The organism is Pyxidicoccus xibeiensis (assembly GCF_024198175.1).
In the GTDB taxonomy this organism is placed as follows: Bacteria; Myxococcota; Myxococcia; order Myxococcales; family Myxococcaceae; genus Myxococcus; species Myxococcus xibeiensis.
Map to the genome: position 1 here is coordinate 1 of NZ_JAJVKV010000006.1, position 20,248 is coordinate 20,248.

Annotated in this window: 9 protein-coding genes; 5 read left to right on the top strand and 4 right to left on the bottom strand. The window is 71.0% G+C overall.

All coding sequences use genetic code 11. The features are described from left to right. Window positions 1-296: 296 nt before the first annotated feature. Complete coding sequence (gene ileS, locus LXT23_RS26825; protein ID WP_253983160.1) at window positions 297-4,109, bottom strand: isoleucine--tRNA ligase; 3,813 nt, start codon at window positions 4,107-4,109, stop codon at window positions 297-299. 131 nt (window positions 4,110-4,240) lie between these two features. Between ileS and LXT23_RS26830 the strand changes: the two genes are divergently transcribed. After that, window positions 4,241-5,686, top strand: a complete 1,446-nt coding sequence (locus LXT23_RS26830) for an amidase (RefSeq protein WP_253983161.1) — start codon at window positions 4,241-4,243, stop codon at window positions 5,684-5,686. An 86-nt stretch (window positions 5,687-5,772) separates the two neighbouring features. Here LXT23_RS26830 and LXT23_RS26835 read toward each other — a convergent pair whose 3' ends face one another. The 3 genes from LXT23_RS26835 to LXT23_RS26845 all read right to left on the bottom strand — a co-directional run bounded on the left by LXT23_RS26835 (window position 5,773) and on the right by LXT23_RS26845 (window position 9,699). Further along, window positions 5,773-6,204 (bottom strand): acyl-CoA thioesterase, encoded by a 432-nt coding sequence (locus LXT23_RS26835; RefSeq protein ID WP_253983162.1) that lies wholly within the window; start codon window positions 6,202-6,204, stop codon window positions 5,773-5,775. 16 nt (window positions 6,205-6,220) lie between these two features. Then, window positions 6,221-7,528, bottom strand: coding sequence for a hydroxyacid-oxoacid transhydrogenase (locus tag LXT23_RS26840; RefSeq protein WP_253983163.1), 1,308 nt, complete (start codon window positions 7,526-7,528; stop codon window positions 6,221-6,223). 953 nt (window positions 7,529-8,481) lie between these two features. Further along, complete coding sequence (locus tag LXT23_RS26845; protein ID WP_253983164.1) at window positions 8,482-9,699, bottom strand: proprotein convertase P-domain-containing protein; 1,218 nt, start codon at window positions 9,697-9,699, stop codon at window positions 8,482-8,484. A 114-nt stretch (window positions 9,700-9,813) separates the two neighbouring features. On the opposite strand from LXT23_RS26845, the gene LXT23_RS26850 reads away from it, so the two are divergent. The 4 genes from LXT23_RS26850 (at window position 9,814) to LXT23_RS26865 (ending at window position 20,223) form a co-directional block, all read left to right on the top strand. Next, window positions 9,814-12,288, top strand: coding sequence for a sensor histidine kinase (locus tag LXT23_RS26850; protein WP_253983165.1), 2,475 nt, complete (start codon window positions 9,814-9,816; stop codon window positions 12,286-12,288). A 180-nt stretch (window positions 12,289-12,468) separates the two neighbouring features. Beyond that, window positions 12,469-16,134, top strand: coding sequence for an Ig-like domain-containing protein (locus LXT23_RS26855; protein ID WP_253983166.1), 3,666 nt, complete (start codon window positions 12,469-12,471; stop codon window positions 16,132-16,134). A 110-nt stretch (window positions 16,135-16,244) separates the two neighbouring features. After that, the gene (locus LXT23_RS26860; RefSeq protein ID WP_253983167.1) at window positions 16,245-17,030 is read left to right on the top strand and encodes a ceramidase; all 786 of its coding nucleotides are present in this window, start codon (window positions 16,245-16,247) and stop codon (window positions 17,028-17,030) included. 142 nt (window positions 17,031-17,172) lie between these two features. Continuing rightward, window positions 17,173-20,223, top strand: coding sequence for a beta propeller repeat protein (locus LXT23_RS26865; RefSeq protein WP_253983168.1), 3,051 nt, complete (start codon window positions 17,173-17,175; stop codon window positions 20,221-20,223). Window positions 20,224-20,248 lie beyond the last annotated feature (25 nt).

The window sequence follows — 20,248 nt, forward strand, 5'->3', positions numbered from 1 at the left end:
TTCCCTGGCCCGCCGCTTCTTCGCGCCCTTGGCTCTCACCCCTCCTCGACAACCACGCCATACTCAAGAAGTCGAGCGCTTCGGCTCCTACCCTGAGCATCTCCCCCCCCTTTTTCGACGGTCTGACTGTCGGACAGGTTTGCGCCATGCTCCGCCGGTAGGGGCCCTGCCCCATGCGCCCCGCTCAGGATGAGCGCCCTCACCTGAAGCGGGACACCTCCGCGACAGACCGCCCTGGCCCCACGAGGGCCCGCTCACCTGGAGCGAGCGGGCCTCCCGCGACGCGGAGCCTCGCCTCAGGCCCGCTCGACGCGGACCCTGGCGGGCAGGCCGTTGAGGCTGACCTCCTCCTCCTGGCCGGTGAGCCCCTCGGAGCCCACGTGGAGCTCAGCGGCCAGCGTCTCCCGGGAGATGAGCTCCCGGGAGGCCTCCGTCACGCGCTTCACCCGCGCGTCGCCGTCCACCCACACGCGGATGCGGTCCGAATAGCCCAGCGCCAGGTCCTTGCGCGCCGCCTGGACGCGAGCGAGCAGCTCGCGCACCAGGCCCTCGTCCACCAGCGCCTCTGTCAGCTCGGTGTGCAGCACCACCACGCCGACCCCGGCACCCGCCGCCGCGTAGCCGGGCTGGGCCTCCACCAGCGTCTCCAGCTCCTCGGCGGGGAAGACCAGCGCCTCGCCGCCCACCGTCATCGCCACCTGCCCCGTCTGGAGCAGCTCACGGTGCAGCACGCGGCCATCCGCCGAGTCGAACGCCTTGCGCACCGGCGCCAGCTTCGGCCCGAGCCGGCTGCCCACCGCCCGCAGCTGGGGCCGCACCCGGTAGCGCACCACGTCCGCCTCCGGGCTGCCCGGCTCCACGAAGTGCACCGCGTGCACGTTCAGCTCGTCCGCGATGAGCTCCCGGTACACCGCCACGCGCTCGGTCAGCTCCCTGCGCGCGAGGATGACGTCCGCGCGCGACAGCGGCTGGCGCACCTTCAGCTTGTTGTCCGTGCGCACCTTGAGGCCCAGTGACACCAGCTCGCGCACCGCGCCCATCTCCGCCGCCAGCGCCTCGTCGATGAGGCTCACGTCCGCCTCCGGGAAGCGCGCCAGGTGCACGCTCTCCGGCTGCGATTCAGGCCACGGCTTGCGCACCAGGTTGCCCCACATCTCGTCGGCGAAGAACGGGATGAAGGGCGCCGCCAGCGCCGCCAGCGTGGTGAGCGTCTCGTACAGCGTGAAGTACGCGTCCTGCTTGTCCTGCTCGAAGCCCGGCGCCCAGAAGCGCGAGCGTCCCCGGCGCACGTACCAGTTGGACAGCGCGTCCACGAGCGCCACCAGGCGCTGGGCCGCGTCATACACCTGGTAGCCGTCCAGCGAGCGGGACACGTCCCGCAGCGCCAGCTGCACCTCGGAGAGAATCCACCGGTCCAGCACCGGCCGCGCCTTCACCTCGCGCCAGCCCTGGCTGTGGCGGGTGGCCTTCCACGGCGCGTCCGAGGCGTCCGCGTTGCCCGCCGCCGGGTTGAAGCCGTCGATGTTCGCGTAGATGGTGAAGAACGCGTAGACGTTGCGCAGCTTGACGTGGAAGTCCTTCTGCAGCAGCCGCACGTTGGACAGCGAGTGCCGGGTGTTGGACCAGGTGGGGCTCGCCGCGTAGAAGAACCAGCGGAACGCGTCCGCGCCGGGAGCGCGGGTGGACGGGTCCTGCAGCACCACGCGCGCGGAGGGTGCCAGCCGGGGCACCTCCACCGGCATCACGTCCGCACCCTTCGAGGACGGCGCCACGCCGAGCGCCTGCACTTCCGAGGGAGCCAGCAGCATCACCCGGCGCTTGAGCTTCTTGTGCGCCTTCACCGTCACGGGGACGGCCACGTCCGGCCGGTCCGGGCGGAACAGCCGCACGCTCGCGCCCTCCTGGAGGTCCAGCCCCTCCAGGTCCTCGCGGGCGATGAGCGCCACGCCGGCCTCACCGGGCGCACCGGCCTCCGTGGCCGAGAGCACCGCGAAGTCCATCCGCACCTCGTCCAGGATGATCTCCGGCGGGGTGTAGTTGCCCTTGGACTTGGACTCCTTCTTGCCCTCCTTGTCCGAGACGTGGCCCAGCACGATGCAGCTCTTGTACGGGTGCGGCAGCCCGCGCGGGGGTGACAGGCCCATGCGCCGCTGCGTCTCCTCGTCGAAGAGGAGCGTGCTCACCATCAGCAGCGAATAGAACCAGCCGCGCGTCTGGTCGATGGCCTCGGAGATGAAGTCCGCGGGGAAGGTGCGGTCGAAGGCCTCGCGCGAGCCCGGCGCATGCGGGAAGCCCCACTGCGCGAAGGGCATGCAGCCCGAGTCGAACCACACGTCCACCACCTCGGGCACGCGCCGGAAGCGACCCGGGGTGCCGGGCTTCTCGTACGTCACCTTGTCGATCCACGGCTTGTGGGCGATGAGGTGCTCGGCGTTGGCCTCGTGCGGCTTGCCCTTCAGGAAGGCGGCCAGCTCGGCCTCCACCGCGCCCAGGGTGCTGCCCGGCTTCTCACGCAGGGCCTGGAGTGAGGGGACGGCCTCCACCTCGCCCGTCTCCGAGTGCACCCACAGGGGCAGCGGCGTGCCCCAGTAGCGCTCGCGGGACAGGGCCCAGTCCACGTTGTTCGCGAGGAAGTCGCCGAAGCGGCCTTCCTTGATGTGCTCGGGCACCCAGTTGACCGCGCGGTTGTTGGCGATGGCCCGGTCGATGACGGAGGTGGTGCGGATGTACCAGGCGGGCCGGGCGTACTGGATGAGCGGGTCGTCATCCGCGCGCCAGCAGAACGGGTACTCGTGCCGGTACTGCTCGGCGTGCACCAGCAGCCCGCGCTCCTTGAGGTTGCGCTGCAGCTCCTTGTCCGCGTCCTTCACGAAGCGGCCGGCCACCAGCGTCAACTCGTCGGAGAAGGTGCCGTCCGGCTTCACCGCGCAGAACAGCTCCAGCGCGTCCGGCTGGGCGAAGCGCTCGCGGTCCGCGCGGAAGGCCTCGTAGTCGTCCTCGCCGAAGGCCGGCGCCGTGTGGACGATGCCCGTGCCGCTGCCGAGCGCCACGAAGTCCGCGCCCACCACGCGCCACGCCATGACCTCCGTGCCCCCCACCTTCAGGGGCAGCGTCACGTCGCCCGCGCGCTGGTGGTACACGTCGTAGGGCGGCACGTAGCGCAGGCCCACCAGCTCGCGCCCCTTGTGCGTGGCGAGCACGGGCAGGTCCTTCTTGAGCTTCTTCGCCAGCTCGTCCCGCTGGCCGGCGGCGAGGATGAGCTTGCGGTCCCCCGCGTCCACCGTGACGTAGTCCAGGGCCGGGTTGACGGCCGCGTACATGTTGGACGGCAGCGTCCAGGGCGTGGTGGTCCAGATGAGCAGCGCGGTGTCCGGCGTGTCGCGCAGCGGGAAGGCGACGTAGACGCTCGGGTCGTCCACCGTCTTGTAGCCCAGGCCCACCTCCGCGGCGCTCAGCGCGGTGCCGCCCTTGGGCCACCACCACACCACCTTGTGGCCCTGGTACAGCAGGCCCTTGCGGTACAGCTCGGCCAGCGCCCACCACACGCTCTCCACGAAGCTGCGGTGGTAGGTGACGTACGCCTCCTTCAAGTCCACCCAGAAGCCGATGCGCTCCGTGAGCCGCTCCCACTCGGTGGTGTAGCGGAAGACGGACTCGATGCAGCGCTCGGTGAAGGGCTCCACGCCGTAGCGCTCGATTTCCGCCTTGCCGTGGATGCGCAGCTCCTTCTCGACCTCCACCTCCACGGGCAGGCCGTGCGTGTCCCAGCCACCCTTCCTTGGCACCTGGAAGCCCTGCATCGTCTTGTAGCGGGGGAACAGGTCCTTGATGACGCGCGTGAGGACGTGGCCGTTGTGGGGCAGGCCGTTGGCGGTGGGCGGTCCCTCGTAGAAGACGAAGGTGGGAGCCCCCTCGCGGGCCTCCAGGGAGCGCTCGAAAATCCGGCGCTCCTTCCAGAAGGAGAGGATGCGGCGCTCTTCCGCGGGGAAGTCCAGCTCCGCGGGGACCGCATTGAAGAGGGGGGAGTCCGTCGTGAGACGGGGGACAGTGTCCTCGGCGTGGTGCGCTTTGGGAGACTGGCCCGTCGTGGCCTTGCTCTCGTCGCTCATGGCCGTGGGCCGTAGCACGCCGGTGGGGGCGGATTCAACGCACGCACCGGGAGTGTGTTCGGGAGCCCAGCGGTTATCCTCCGTGCAGCGCCCGGAGCGCCTCCTTCCACCCGAGCGCCTGCGAGGACTTCATGCACCTGGATGACTACAGCCGCTACGACGCAATGGGACTGGCGGAGTTGGTTCGCCGCAAGCAGGTGAAGCCCGAGGAGCTCCTGGAGGCCGCGGTCGCCGCCATCTCCCGGGTGAACCCGCGCCTCAACGCCGTCATCGACGTGCGCGACGCCCAGGCGCGGGAGGCCCTGAAGCAGGGCGTACCGGACGGCCCGTTCCATGGCGTGCCCTTCCTCATCAAGGACCTGGTCGCTCACGCCGCGGGCGTGCCCACGGACATGGGCAGCCGGCTGGCCCGGGGCACGGTGTTCCCGACCGACACCGCGCTGATGGCCCGCCTCAAGCGCGCGGGGCTGGTGACGGTGGGCCGCACCAACACCCCCGAGTTCGGCAACAACGCCACCACCGAGCCCGTCCTCCACGGCCCCACGCGCAACCCCTGGAACCTGGAGCGCAGCCCGGGCGGCTCCAGCGGCGGCTCCGCGGCGGCGGTGGCGGCGGGCATCGTCCCCGTGGCCCACGCCAACGACGGCGGCGGCTCCATCCGCATCCCCGCCGCGCACTGCGGCCTGTTCGGCCTGAAGCCCACCCGCGGCCGCATCTCCATCGGTCCGGACATGGGTGAGGCGCTCAACGGCATGGGCATCGAGCACGTGGTGTCCCGCACGGTGCGCGACAGCGCGGCGATGATGGACGCCACCTGGGAGCCGGAGCCCGGCGACCCCTACTACGCGCCCCCGCCTCAGCGCCCCTTCCTCGAGGAGGTCCGCCGCAAGCCCGGGAAGCTGCGCATCGCCCTGTGCCGGACGGCCTTCTCCGGCGTGCCGGTGAGCGCCGACTGTGTCGCCGCCGTCGAGGACGCGGCGAAGCTGTGCGCGGAGCTGGGCCACGAGGTGGTGGAGGCCGCGCCCGTCTACGACGCCGCGATGCTGAACACCGCGATGACGACGGTCTGGTCCTCGGCCATGGCGGGCTGGGCCGTCCCACTCTCCCAACTGACGGGCCGTGCGCTGGGCCCCGAGACCCTGGAGGCCACGACGCTCGCCGTGGTGGAGCACGGCCGCAACCTCAAGGTCTCCGACCTCCAGGCGGCGCTGGCCGGCTTCAACCAGGTGTCCCGCATCATGGGCGCCTTCTTCCAGCAGTACGACGTGCTGCTGACGCCCACCGCGGCGGTGCCGCCCTACAAGCTCGGGGTGCTGGACGCCACCGTGCCCAGGAAGCCGGAGGAGTGGTACGCGTACGTCTTCAGCCTCATCCCCTTCACCGCGGTGTTCAACGTCACCGGCCAGCCGGCCATGTCGGTGCCGCTGCACTGGAACGGCGAGGGGCTGCCCATCGGCCTCCAGTTCGTCGGCCGCTTCGGCGACGAGGCCACGCTGTTCCGCCTGGCCGGCCAGCTGGAGGAGGCCCGCCCGTGGGCCCAGCGCCTGCCGCCGGTCCACGTGACGAAGGCCGGCTGACAGGGGCGTGAGGCAGGAAGCCTCCGAAAGTGCGCCTGGGGCTCACCGCTCACCGCGGAGAGCCCCGCCCGCACGTCGCGAGTCGCTCAACCCACGGTGATGCGCGCGAGCGCCTCCCGGAGCCGCTCGGGCATGGCCACGGCCTTACGCGTCTGGCGGTCCACGAAGACGTGGACGAAGTGGCCGTGGGCGGCGGCCTGGGCCTCGCCCTCCTTGAAGATGCCGATGCCGTACGTGACGGAGCGGTTGCCCAGCTTGTCCACGCGCAGCCCCGCGCGGAGCTGGTCCGGGTACGCGAGCGGCGCGCGGTAGGCACACTTCGACTCCACCACCAGGCCGATGATGGGGCTGGTGTGGATGTCCAGGCCGCCCTCCTGGATGAGGTAGTGGTTCGCGACGGTGTCGAAGTAGCTGTAGTACGTGACGTTGTTGATGTGGCCGTACACGTCGTTGTCCATCCACCGGGTGGTGATGGGCAGGAAGTAGCGGTAGCGGTCCGCGGACTCGTCTTGGGACACGGCTCTCTCCAGGGGACTACCAGTAGCTCAGCGCCTGACGGAACAGGTCCGTGAGGACGGGGCGGGACATCTCGCGCGGCGCGTTCTGCAGCAGGCGCTGCTGCGGGAAGGCGCCCTCGGTGAGGGCTCCGACGTCGGCCTCCGTGTAGCCCACGCCGCCCAGCCCGTTGGGCATGCCCACCGCGCGCATGATGCGGATGAGTTCCCGGGCCAGCACCTCGCCGGCGTCGCCGGGAGCGGCGCCCCGGGAGTCCGCGCCCAGGCCCTGGGCGGCCTCCAGGTGGCGCTCGGGGCTGACCTCCGCGGTGAACCGGAACACGGCCGGGGCATTGACGATGACGGCCATGCCGTGCGGCACCAGGGGCTCGTCGTCAGGGTAGCCCGAGGGGCGGAAGTCCCGCACCAGCCCGGCCACCGCGTAGGCCATGCCGTGCGGCGCGTGCACGCCCGCGTTGCCGAAGGCGATGCCCGCCAGGGTGGCGGCCCACATCACCTGCTCCCGGGCCTCGGTGTCCGCCGCGTCCTTCACCGCGCGCTCCAGGTACAGGCCCATGAGGCGCAGCGCCTCGCGGCAGCCCAGGTCGCTCCACGGGTTGGCGCCCTGGCTCATCGGCCGCAGCGAGGGCTTCGCGGGCGCGGGGCGGTGCGTGTACGGCCGCGCCGTGTAGGACTCCAGTGCGTGGGACAGGACGTCCAGCCCGCTGGCGGCCACGACTTCCCCGGGAAGGGTGTCGGTGCAGTCCGGGTCGATGAGCGCCTCCGTGGGGCGCAGCGCGTGCGAGGCGATGCCCGTCTTCGCCGCCATGGACAGCAGGTCGAAGATGGTGATGCCGGTGACCTCGCTGCCCGTGCCGGACGTCGTGGGGCAGGCGATGTGCGGCTTGAGCGGGCCAGGCACCGGGCGGCCCGCGCCGACGGGCGCGTTGACGTACGTCAGGAAGTCCGCCGGGTACGTGGCGTAGAGGTTCGCGCCCTTGCAGGTGTCGATGACCGAGCCGCCGCCGAGGGAGACGTACCCGTCGGGCTTCGCCTCCGTCGCGAAGCGGGCGGCCTCCAGGAAGGACTGGTCCGTGGGCTCGATACGCACGTCGGTGAAGACGACGACGTCCAGCCCGGCGGCGAGCAGCGACTGGCGCACCTTCTCGAAGTGCGGCAGCCGCGCCACGCGCGCGTCGCTGAACAGGGCCACGCGCTTCATCCCCAGCGCGCGGGCCCGATCTCCCACCTCCGCCAGGCAGCCCCGGCCGAAAGTCACTCGGGACGTATCCACGGTGAAGGCCCCGTCACAGCCCTCGCCCACGGGGTGGTAGTGGCAACAACCCATTGCGTCCTCCTCCTCACGGTGCGGACGCAATGTACAGCGGATGGAGCGCGCGCCTCCGTCAGAATGGAGGCGCTCAGGCACCATGCCGCCCGCTCCGGTCGGCCAGCGGACTGTCAGACCCGACACACTCCCTCCCGACGGAGGCAGTCACCTCCGCCGGGCCCGAACGCGCCACGAGACAGCTACCCAAAGCAGCGGAGTTACTGGCAGAGGTTGTATGTCCGCAACTCTTTGCAGGCATAGAACATCTGAACTCTTGCTATTCTGAACCCGAGCGACCTCCGGCACTCGATGACCTCGCCTTGCTCATTGCAGGACCCAAGTGCAGGTGGATACCCGGAGCAGACGCTGGAGGCCTCTGCGTACGCTCGGGCCCAGGCTTCGCTTTCCGCCTCGCCGCATGATGAGTCGAAGCCAGTTGTCTTCGCCTGAAGAAGGGGGAAGGGGCAATGCTCGGCCATGCGCGGGGAGTCCGGGGGCAGCGGGTCCGTCTGCACGTTCGCGGGCTGGCTCGAGCACCCTTGGACACCAGAGTGGAACAGCACGATTCGAGGCACGTTGTCGGCACCCCGATGGGTGAAGTCAACGTAGAGACAACCATTCCACTGCCACCCCGCCGGCACGGCGAGGTGGAGGTTGACACTTTCCTGCGTCAGATTCCGCGGCTTGGTCCACACGGACCCGAATGGCGTCGACGTGCATGCCACAGGGGTGAGCTTGAGATAGAAGGGGTCAGTGCTACCGTCTGTCTGATAGCATTCACATGCCGCCTGCGCGCTGCGCGAAACGAAGAGCACGGCAAGGACTGCAAGCAACACCGTTGGACGCATTTCCTGGGCCTCTAGCGGGAAGAATGATGCCCGGCGACTCTGTCATATCGAGCGGCCCTTCCTCTACCGCCGGAGCCCCAGCAAGGCGCGCGCCTCCGTCAAAGGCGCGCGCGGGGGACGGCGTCAGTCGTAGCGGCTGGTGAGGCTCAGCTTCCACGCACGCAGCGTGCCGCTGCCCACACCCGCCGGGTTGGCGATGCGCAGCCGCCAGCGCCCGTTGACGGACGCATCACGGGAGATGCCCCGCGTGACGGAGATGCGCGACGGGGGCGTCCCCTCGTTGGGGCCGTCCCACAGCAGCGCCGTGTCCCCGCCCGGGTCCACCAGCGTCAGCACCAGCCGGTGGGGCGCGGTGTGCGCCAGGTCCAGCTCCACGATGATGTCCTCGGGCACGGTCGCCAGGCCCACCACCGGCTGGGAGGTCTCCACCAGCGGGCTCGTCGACGAAAGCGTCACGTCCGCGTAGTGGGTGAACGTCCCCGCCATCCACGCGGGCCGGCACCAGCCCTCCGACAGGCCGGACGGCACGCCCGCGCAGACGTAGCCGGCGTCGCACGGCACGAAGACGGAGCAGGTGCCATTGCCCGTCTGCGGAGGCGGGGCGCCCACGCAGCGGCCATAGGGGCTGGAGTTGTCATTGGGCCTGCCCTCACAGACGAGCCCGGCCTGGCACGTGCTCTGGTCCGTGCACGGGTCCCCGGCGGGAGCCGCCCGCGTCCCGGTCTTGAGGAGATTGAGCGCGGCGGAGTCCACGTGGGCCAGCCGGGACAGCTCCACCATGTGGAAAATGGGGCGCGCGGCCAGGATGCTCTGCACCGCGGCCGGGGCAAGCCCGAAGTCAGTCGCCAGGTTGGAGCCGCTCCGGGTGTTGGCGGCCTCCAGGGCGCGGCGGGCCTCTGCCACGTTGAAGGGCACCCCATCGAAGCTGCCCACCAGCGCGTCCACCGGCAGCTCCGTCACCCGGCCGGTGCCCCGCGCGTACCACTCCAGGTCCGCCAGGGCCGCCGGGCCCACGTAGGGCACCGCGTCCACCTGGGCGATGGAGACGAAGCGCCGGTCATCCGCCGTGTTCTCCACGCCGTCCGGCCCCGCGCGCCAGGCAATCAAGCCCTGCGCGGCGCGGACGTCCAGCGGCACCTCCGTGTCCAGCACGGCCAGCGTGGTGGAGCGGTCATTGAGGAAGGCCAGCACGCCCGTGGTGGCAGGCGTGCCATCCGCCAGCGCCTGCGTCTGGGACATCAGGACGGCGGGCGACGGCTCGGTGGAAGGAGGGGCCCCGCAGCTGACGAGGACAGGAAGGACCGTGGAGATGGATAGAAACAGGGAGAGTCTGGAGGTCATGCTTCCCCGTGTATCCCAGGTCCCTGACACAGCCCAGCCAGCGTTCACGTCCGGCGGCAGAGGGTTGGCGGCGGAGGGTGCCATCAGCATCGTTGAGCCAGGAGTGACCTCTCCATGGCTCGCCTGCACGACAGCCCAGAACATCTGGACCCGCGGGCGGGGCGCGAGGTGGCTCGGGCCGAGGCGCCAGCCTGCCAGGACGGCGAGTCGCACGGCTCGGGGCGCCTCCTGGAGCTGGTCTTCGCCAGCATCAGCGAAGGGGTGGTGGCAGTCGGCGAGGACGGGGCCTTCCTCCTCTTCAACCCGATGGCGGAGCAGATACTGGGCGTCGGAGCGATGGACGTGCCGTTCTCGGAGTGGGCCCACCGGTACGGCCTCTACCTTCCCGACCAGGTGACGCCCTACCCCATCGGGCAGATGCCCCTCGCACGTGCCATGCTGGGCGAGTCCGTGGGCCGGACGGAGATGTTCCTGAGGAGCGATGCGAGGCCGGCGGGGGCCTGGCTGCTGGCGAGCGCCCGGCCCATCCGGGACGCGGCCGGCGTGCTGCGCGGCGGGGTCACCGTCTTCAGCGACATCACCCGCTTCAAGCAGTCGGAGGAGGAGCTGCGCAAAGGGGAGGAGAAGTACCGCTCGCTCTACCGGAGCACCCCGGTGATGATGCACTCCATCGACCGCGAGGGGCGGCTCATCAGCGTGAGCGACTTCTGGCTCACCACCCTCGGCTATGAGCTGGGCGAGGTGCTCGGCCACAGCTCCGTGGAGTTCATGACGCCCGAGTCCCGCCGGTACGCGCGCGAGGTCGTCCTCCCCGAGTACTTCAAGACGGGCTCCTGCAAGGACGTCCCGTACCGGTTCGTGAAGAAGAACGGCGAGCCCATCGACGTCCACCTGTCGGCCATCGCGGAGCGGGACGCGAAAGGGCACATCTTCCGCTCGCTCGCAGTGCTCATCGACGTGACGGAGCAGAAGCGGACGGCCGAGGCGCTCGCCGAGAGCGAGAAGCGGCTGCGCGCCATCCTCGACAACGCGACGGCGGTCTTCTTCCTGCTCGACCCGGAGCAGCGCTACATCTTCGTGAACCGCGAGTGGGAGCACCTGTTCCACCGCAGCCGCCGGGAGGTCGCCGGCAAGACAGTCTATGACGTCTTCCCCGAGGACATCGCCGAGGTCCTCCACCGCAACAACCAGTCCATCCTCCAGACCGGCACGCCCCTGGTCCAGGAGGAGCGCATCCCCCACGAAGACGGGCTGCACACCCACCTCACGCAGAAGTTCCCGCTCATCGACTCCACGGGGGCCACGTACGCGGTCTGCGGCATCTCCACCGACATCACCGAGCGCAAGCGGATGGAGGTGGCCCAGCGCTTCCTCGCCGAGGCCAGCCGGGAGCTGGTGACGTCGCTCGACTTCAGCGCCACGCTCCAGCGTGTCGCCGAGCTGGCCGTGCCCTCCCTGGCGGACCTGTGCATCGTGTTCATGCCGGGAGAGGAAGGCGTCCTGCGACCGGTGGCCGTCGCCGACAGCTCGCCGGCCCGGGCCGCCAGGGTGCGGGAGTTCCTGCATCGCCACCCTCCCACGCCGGACGCCCCCCAGGGGCCGGCCTGGGTGATGGCCACCGGGCGCTCGGAGTCCTCGCGAACGTCGCGGTGCCTGCTGGACCCCGCCGCCCTGGAGGACGCCCGATGGGACGAGGTCCGGACGCTCCAGGACAGGCCCTCCTTCTGTGTGCCGCTGCGCGCCAGGGACCGCATCCTCGGCGTGCTGTCCCTCATCTTCGCGCACGCGGACGCCGCCTCCCCCGTCACGGACCTGGCGCTCATCGAGGAGCTGGGACGCCGGGCCGCCTACGCCATCGACAACGCCCAGCTCTACTGCAAGGCGCAGGAGTCCATCCGCACGCGGGACGAGTTCCTGTCCATCGCCTCCCACGAGCTGAAGACGCCCCTGACGTCCATGAAGCTGCGCGCGCAGCAGATGCAGCGGACGCTGGCGCGCCAGCCCGGCAGCCCCGAGCTCGCCGGGAAGGTGGCGGGCATGCTGACCGTCTTCGACGAGCAGCTGCGGCACCTGGCGCACCTGGTGGAGCACCTGCTCGACGTCTCGCGCATCAACGAGAGCCGCATCGACCTGCGGCTGGAGGAGCTGGACCTGGTCGAGGTCGCCCGCGGCGTCGTGGACCACCTCCGCGAGCCGCTGGAGCGGGCCGGCTGCGACTTCGAGCTCGCCGCGAAGACGCCGGTGCCCGGCCGGTGGGACCGGCTCCGGCTGGAGCAGGTGATGTTCAACCTGCTGACGAACGCGATGAAGTACGGCGCTGGCAGGCCCATCCGCCTGGAGCTGGTGCCCCTCCCGGACAGGGCGCGGCTGCGCGTGGAGGACCACGGGATGGGCATCCCCCACGAGGCGCAGGCCCGAATCTTCGAGCGCTTCGAGCGGGCCTCCTCCCGCAACTATGGCGGCCTGGGGCTCGGGCTCTTCATCACCCGGCGCATCGTGGAGGCGCACGGCGGGCGCATCTGGGTGGAGAGCGAGCCGGGAAGCGGCGCCCGCTTCGTCGTCGAGCTGCCCCGGACGTCCCAGGCGTGAGCGGCGCGTGGGTGGCCCGCGGCCTTCGTCCCCGGGGGCGGCGGCTTCGTCCCCCGCCGCGGCGGTTCCGTCACATCACTCCCGGACGTGTGCAGCCGCACCGGTATCAAGGCCGCATCCGCGCGACCCGCGCGTGAGCGCTTGATTCCACCGGTACAGACCGCGGCAAGGAGCACACGGATGTCATTCCACACGTCGAGAATCGGCCTCTTCCTGGCGGGGGCGCTGGCCCTGGCCGGAGCACCGGGCTGCCAGGAGGAAGACCCACCTCCCCTGCCGGAGCCCTCCCGCGAGACGGGCGTCACCGCCCAGGGCCTCGCCTGCGGCAACAGCCTGGTACCGGTGATGACGGGGGCGACGGCGCCCTCCGGCACTGTCACGCGCTCGGGCGTCCTCGGCGCGTCCTACGAGGCATGGCAGGCATTCGACGCCGTGGACTCCGCCGCGTCCATGTGGCTCTCGCAGGTGGGCCAGGCTCCCGCGTGGCTCGCCTACGAGTGGCCGGATGCGGCGCGGACGGTGACCCACTACGCCATCACCTTCGTCAATGGCGGCCTCACCTCCCGGGCGCCGAAGAGCTGGACGCTGGAGGGGTGGAACGGCACCGCCTGGGTCGTGGTGGATACGCGCAACAACGAGGTCAACTGGGGCGGCACCGAGCGGCGCCGGTACCCGGTCCCCTCGCCGGGCGCCTACCGCAAGTACCGCGTGAGCTTCACGGACGACAACGACGCCCGCGCCGGCATCGAGACCATCTCCATCGGCCGCCTGGAGCTCCTCAGCTGCGCCTGTGTCATCAAGAACGAAGTCCCGGACATGACAGGCACGACGGTGCCCTCCGGCACGGTGACGCAGTCCAGCGTCTTCGACGGTGACACCCTGGGCTGGAAGGCCTTCGACGCCGTGGACACGGGCGCGTCCCTGTGGATTTCCTTCCCCTCGCAGGCGCCCGTCTGGCTTGGCTACGAGTGGGCCAGCGGGACCCGCACGATTACCCGCTACGCCCTCAGGCTCGCCAATGGGGACCTCACCTCCCGCGCGCCGAGGAACTGGACGCTGGAGGGCTGGAACGGCACCGCGTGGGTGGTGGTGGACAGGCGTAGCAACGAGGGCAACTGGGGCTGGACCGAGCGCCGGGAGTACGCGGTGGCCTCACCGGGCGCGTACAGCGCGTACCGGCTGCACGTGACGGACGACAACGACGCCCGGACGGGCATCGAGGTCATCTCCCTGGGCCGCATGGAGCTCCTCACCTGCGTCATGGACGTGACGCCTCCGGCCAGCCCCGTGCTGACGGGCTTCAGCCCCGCGTCGCCTTCCACCACCACGCAGCCCGTGCTCGCCGGCACCGCCGAGGCCAGCTCCACCGTGCGCCTCTTCTCCGGAAGCGCGTGCGCGGGCACTGCGGTCGCCACGGTGGTGGCCTCGGCGGGTGGCGCCTTCTCCAAGGCGCTGACCGTGACACCCAACACCACCGCCACCTTCAGCGCCACGGCGACGGACGCCTCGGGCAACGTGTCCGCGTGCTCTCCCGCCATCAGCTACCGCCATGACACCATCGCGCCCGCCATCCCCGTGTTCACGGGCTTCATCCCCGCGTCGCCGGGCAACACCCCGCAGCCGGTGCTCGCCGGCACTACCGAGGCCGGCGCCACCGTGCACTACTTCGCCGGGGGCTCCTGCGCGGGCTCGGGCACGGCGCTCGGCACCGCGGTGGCCGCGGCGAACGGCGCCTTCTTCCGCACGGTCTCCGTGAGCGCCAACACGACGGCGACGTTCAGCGTCATGGCAGTGGACGCCGCGGGCAACACTTCCGCGTGCTCGCAGGCCGTCAGCTACCGGCATGACAACGTCGTGCCCGCAACCCCCGTGTTCACGGGCTTCACCCCCGCGTCGCCGGGCACGTCCCTGACGCCGCAGCTCGGAGGCACCACGGAGAAGAGCGCCGGGGTGACGCTTTTCCGGGGCAGTGGCTGCGTGGCGCCTTCGGTGGCCACCGTCACCGCCGACGCCACCACCGGTGCCTTCACCTCCACGCTGACGGTCTCCGCCAACCAGTCCACGACCTTCTCGGCACGCGCCGTGGACGCGGCGGGCAATGCCTCCACCTGCTCGGCTGCCGTCACCTACGTGAATGACTCCAGCCCCCCGGGGCTCACGGTCATCGACGGCATCATCCCCTTCCCGACACCGCCCTTCGTCGGAGCGGTGCGCGCCCAGACCGAGCCCGGGGCGCGGGTGGCGCTGTTCTCCAACGCGACGTGCACCGTGCAAGTGCCGTCCGGCACCGAGGTCGTCGCGAACACGAGCGGCGGCGTGCTGCTGCCGCTGACGCAGGAGCAGGTGGGCTTCCTGGTGTTCGCGAGGGCGCGCGACGCGGTGGGCAACACGTCTTCCTGCGTGTCCTTCGTGGCGGACTGCCCGGTGGGCCGGGGGGACTGCGATGGGAACCCGGCGAACGGCTGCGAAGCGGACTTGATGACCGACGAGGGGAACTGCGGCGCGTGCGGCACGACGTGCGACGGAGCGGCGTCCGCGAGTGCCGTCTGCGGCGCGGGCACCTGTGGCCTGGGCTGCGCGGTGGGCACCTTCGACTGTGACGGCGCCGCCGCCAACGGCTGCGAGTCCTCCACCGCGTGCGACAGCGCGGTGTGCCAGGTGGACGCGCCCGAGGAGCTCCTCGTCACGGCGCTGTCCGTGGTGGAGGACCCCGTGCGGACCACCGGGACGGGCGCGTGGACGTTCGGCACGCTGATGCGCCAGATGAATGGCGGGATGGACCCGTCCGGGCTGGTGCGCACCTGGCTCCGCACCTGGGAGCAGAATCAGCTCGTCGGGCCTTCCTTCGTGCCGGCCCGCACGAGCATGAGGCCCATGGTGCTCGGTCCGTGGGAGGCGCGCAGCGGCGGCGCCAGCCAGCCCCTGGACTTCAGCACCGCGCCCTTCCGGCTGCTGGCCATCGTCAACCGCATGGACCTGCGGCGCGAGGGCGTGCACTCGGGCGAGGGACGCTTCGTGTTCGGCGTGACGTCCGCGGGCGGCACCCCGCTCCCGTTCACCGTCATCCTCGAGTACACGCTGCCGGGCGGCGGCCCGGAGGAAATCCAGCGCTGGGCGCGTGACTGGCACGAGCTGGGCCGACTGGGCGTGTCCCACCCCACCTACAACGCGAAGCTCCAGGCGCTCACGGACCGCTTCACGAAATCCTTCGTGACCCAGGGCGGCTTCCTGGGCAGCGCCATCAGCCAGGTGCGCACCAACGAGAACGCGCTGGACTTCGAGTGGGAGCTGCGCGAGTTCCACTTCGGCGCCCAGGGCCTCGTCCCCGCGCCGGTGGCGCTCACGCCCGAGTTCTTCCTCAACGGCTCGCCCCTGGTGAGGGACTTCGTCAACCAGAACCAGGCCGCCATCCTCGCGGGGACGCACGAGGTGCCGCCCCTCTTCCAGGGCCAGCCCTTCCTCGCGGGCTCGTCGCTGACACCCTTCGACTTCTTCTGGCAGGCCCCGGGCACGGACCCGGAGGCGCGGCACCAGTTCTCGCTCAACACGTGCAACGGCTGCCACGCGGGAGAGACGCGCACGGGCTTCCTCCACGTCGGGCCGCGCCCACCAGGGCAGGAGGCCTTCCTCTCTCCGTTCCTCTTCAGCCCCTCGCCCATGCCCGACCGCATCACCTCGGCGCCGCGCGTCTTCAACGACCTGGGCCGGCGGGAGGTGGACCTGGAGAACCTGGTGTGTGGCGTGTCGCAGAACCCCTCCGTGAGGACGGGCGCGGTGGGCGAGGCGCTGCTCGCACCGCGGGGCTTCCCTCCCCGCTCCAACCTGCCAGCCGGCCGCGTCCACTGACGCGAGGCCCCTTAAGCGGGAGAAGGCACGAGAGCGGCTGGCGTAGCACGAGCCACGCCGCTCCTTCGCTTCCTGGACGCCGCGGCCCCACCCCGCTACGGTCCGCCGCCATGTCGGCACCCACGACGGGCTTCTGGGGCCCGAGCACCTCGACGGTGGACTGGTGCGAGACCAACTACGAGCACCTCCACCACGTCGGTGAGCTGTTCAACTCGGCGTCCAGCCTGGTGCTGGTGCTGGTGGGCCTCGTCGGCCTGGTGCTGCACCGGGGCGTGCTGGAGCGCCGGTTCCTGCTGGCCTTCGCGCTGCTGTCCGTGGTCGGCGTGGGCAGCACCGCGTTCCACGCCACGCTGCTGCGCGAGTACCAGATGCTGGACGAGCTGCCGATGCTCTACCTCGCCATCGTCATCGTCTACATCCTGCTGGAGAACCGCCCCCAGCGGCGCTTCGGCACCTGGCTGCCGCTGGCCCTCTTCGGGCACGCGGTGCTGGTGACGTACCTGACGGCCTTCACGCGGGGCCAGGCCCAGTTCTTCCTCTTCCAGGTGAGCTTCGCGTCCCTGGAGTTCTACGCGCTCGGCCGCACCTACTTCCTCCAGCGGCGCAGCCCGGACCCGCGCGCGAAGCGCCTCTTCCGGCTGGGCATCGGCGCCTATGCGCTCGCCATCGTCCTGTGGCTGAGCGACATCCAGTTCTGCCCCACGCTGAACGGGACGCTCCCGGCCAACGGCATTCCCAACCCTCAGTTCCATGCGTGGTGGCACGTGCTCGTGTCGCTCGGCTTCTATGCGCTCCTGCTCGTCATCGCCCATGACCGGCTGGGTACGCTCGGGCGCCGTCCCCAGGTGCGCTCCGCCGCCAGGACCATCCCCCGCATCCTGCCCGCGGACGCCTGAGCCCGGCCGCGCAAGCCCTCGTAATCTCTGGAACTCCATAAATTACAGAGACAACCTCATTGCAATGTTGCCGTATTGACGTTCCGAGTCTTCGTGACGGAGAGTAGGGCTTCCCCCGCCTTCCCTCCTCACGAGGCATTTCTTGCTCAAGCGTTATCGGTGGCTCGTCGCGACCTCCGCGGTCGCGGTGGTCTCGGTCGTTGCCGTGCCCTCAGGTGCCAGTGCGTACAAGCGCTGGAAGGCGCGCGACGCGCGCACGAAGATGGCCAACTTCCTCCACGACGCGCGTGCCGGAGAGCACTCGCCGGAGGTGCTCTCGGAGCTGGCCGCTTCGCGAGCGGAGGCGGAGCCCGAGGAGGGCGAGGCCGAGGGCGACGACCCGCTGCGCCGCCAGATTGCGGCACGGATGATGTGGGGCGTGCCTACCGCGGAGGTGCTGGAGCACCGCTCACGGGTGGCACACGCGGAGGCGAAGCGGTGGGCGCGGATGCTGCCCCGGCCGCCCGCGGCGTGGGACTGGCTCAAGGCGCCGGCCGCCACCAACAAGGCCGTCGTGTCCGGCCTGTCGTGGGTGAACCTGGGGCCCACCAACGCGAACTTCCAGTACAACGGCACCCTCTACAACGAGGTGGACTCCGGCCGCGTGTCCGGCATCGCCGTCCACCCGGCGGACCCGCAGGTGGTGTACCTGTCCACCAGCGGCGGCGGCCTCTGGAAGACCTTCAACTTCGGCGTCGCGGCGCCCACCTGGCATCCGGTGAGCGAGTCGCTGGGCAACCTCGCCATCGGCGCGCTCGACCTGGACCCGAGCCACCCGGACACGCTCTACGTGGGCACGGGTGACTTCGTGGACACCCCGGGCGGGCACGTGGTGAAGACGGAGGACGGCGGCGCCACCTGGAGCGCCCCGGTGCGGCTGACCGGCCAGTACCCCGCGGGCTCCGGCGGCAGGGCCGTCAAGGCGCTGCGCATCCGCGCGGTGAAGGCGGACCCCGCCAACGCCAGCATCGTGCTGGCGGGCACCGACGTGGGCCTGTTCCGCTCCACCGACGGGGGCGCGAGCTTCACCCTGGTGGACCTGCCCAACAGCGCCGCCCCCCAGCGGCCGGAGAACGTGTGGAACATCGCCCATACGGGCGCCGTCGACGGGGTGAGCCGCTGGGTCATCAGCGGCGTGTATGCGTGTGACGCCGCCTCGCTGCCGCCGGACCCGAGCGTGGGCCAGGTGGCGAACGTGGACTGCACCTCGGGCAACCCGGGCGACATCTGGACGAGCACCGACGCGGGCGCCACCTGGAGCTCGCGCCGCGCGGCCGGCACCCTTCCCTCCACCGCCGTGGGCCGCATCACCCTGGCGGCGGGCACGCCCTCGGGCGCCGTCCCGCCGGTGACGGTGGTGTACGCGCAGCTGGGCAACCAGGACGAGTACAACGGCCCCGCGGGCGCGGGCTACTGGCGCTCGCCGGACTCGGGCAACTCGTGGACGGCCATCAACGGAACGCTCGCCAACCGCACCAACTCCTCGACGGACTGCACCACCGTCAACGTGAACAGCGCGCAGGCCTGGTACAACGCGGCGCTGGCCGTCGACCCCGCCAACAACAACAACGTCCTGGCGGGCGGCATGCTGTGCGGCCTGCGCACCACCAACGGCCTGGCCGCCTCGCCCACCTGGGAGAACGTGGCCCACTGGCTGCCCAGCGGCGGCGGCGCGTCCGTCACCGGCGGCACGCTGGACTACGTGCACGCGGACTGGCAGCAGGCGCGCATCGTCCGCACCGGCACGGGATACGTCGCCATGGCGGGCACCGACGGCGGCCTCTACGTCTCCACCAACCTCTTCAGCGGCACGCCGACGCAGGTGGTGTGGAACGGGCAGAACCGGGGCATCGTCACGCACCTGAGCTACTCGGTGGCCTCGGGGGACCCGGCCACGGGCAACCCGTACCTGGCCTACACCGGCCTGCAGGACAACGGCACGCGCTTCCGGGACCCGGCCGCGGGCGCCGCCTCCACCACCTTCAACCAGGTCATCGGCGGCGACGGCTTCGGCGCCACGGCCGCGAGGGACACGGCGTCCGGCAGCACCATCTACTGGGCGAGCGTCAACGGCAGCCGCCGCTTCTGCGTGCCCACCGCCGCCAACAGCTTCTGCAACTCCGGCACCGCGTGGACCACGCGCAACGCCTCGACGGTGGTCGGCTGCACCGGCGGCGACGCCCAGCCGTTCCTCATCCGCTATGCGGCGGCCACCGCCAGCCCCAGCGTCAACACGGTGCTGACGCTCACCGACTACGGCGTGCACCGCATCAGCGGGACGAGCACCACCTGGCAGGCCATCAGCCCGTGCCTCACCGGCTTCACGCGGCTCATCTCCACGTCCGCCAACCATGACGGCGTGTACGGCGTGGCCATGTCCGGCGGCCGCTTCTACGTCACCAGCAACTGCCAGGGCACCACCACCGCCTGCACGTGGACGCGCAGCAGCATCCTGGGCTTCGACGTCAACGGCAACGGCAGCATCACCCTGGACGAGCAGGTCTCCTACACCACGCAGGTGGCCTTCCCGCCCACCACCCCCGCGGGCCGCAACCTGGGGGACGTGTACGTGGCGGCGAGCGCGGCGCCCCAGGCGCTGGACGGCCTCACGGTGGTGCCGGACGCGCTGGGCCACCTCTTCATCACCCAGGACCGCGGCGCCACGTGGGCCCCGCTGCACGGCAACGGCACCGGCGCGGACCTGCCCAACGTGGGCATCAACGCCGTGAAGTACGACCCGTCGGACCTCACCAACAACACGCTCTACGTGGGCACCGAGCTGGGCGTGTACCGCACCACCGACGGCGGCCAGACGTGGCACCGCTTCGGCAACGGCCTGCCGCTGGTGAGCGTGACGGACATGTTCATCAGCCGCACCGGCGCGATGATGCGCGTGGGCACCTACGGGCGTGGCCTGTGGGAAATCTACCCGTCCGCCACCGCCGAGAAGGGCGTCAGCGGCAACGGAGACTGGAACCGCGACCAGCAGCTCGACTTCGAGGACCTGGCCGCCGCCGCCAGCCGGCTGGGCACGGACCCGTCCACCACCGCGCGCCCCTACTACGACTGGAACACCGACATGACCGGCGCGGTGAACGGCACGGACTCCGCCGACCTCACCGAGCTGCTCAACCGCATCGGAGGCCGCCCGTGAGCCGCGCCTCCTCCCCTCCTTCCCT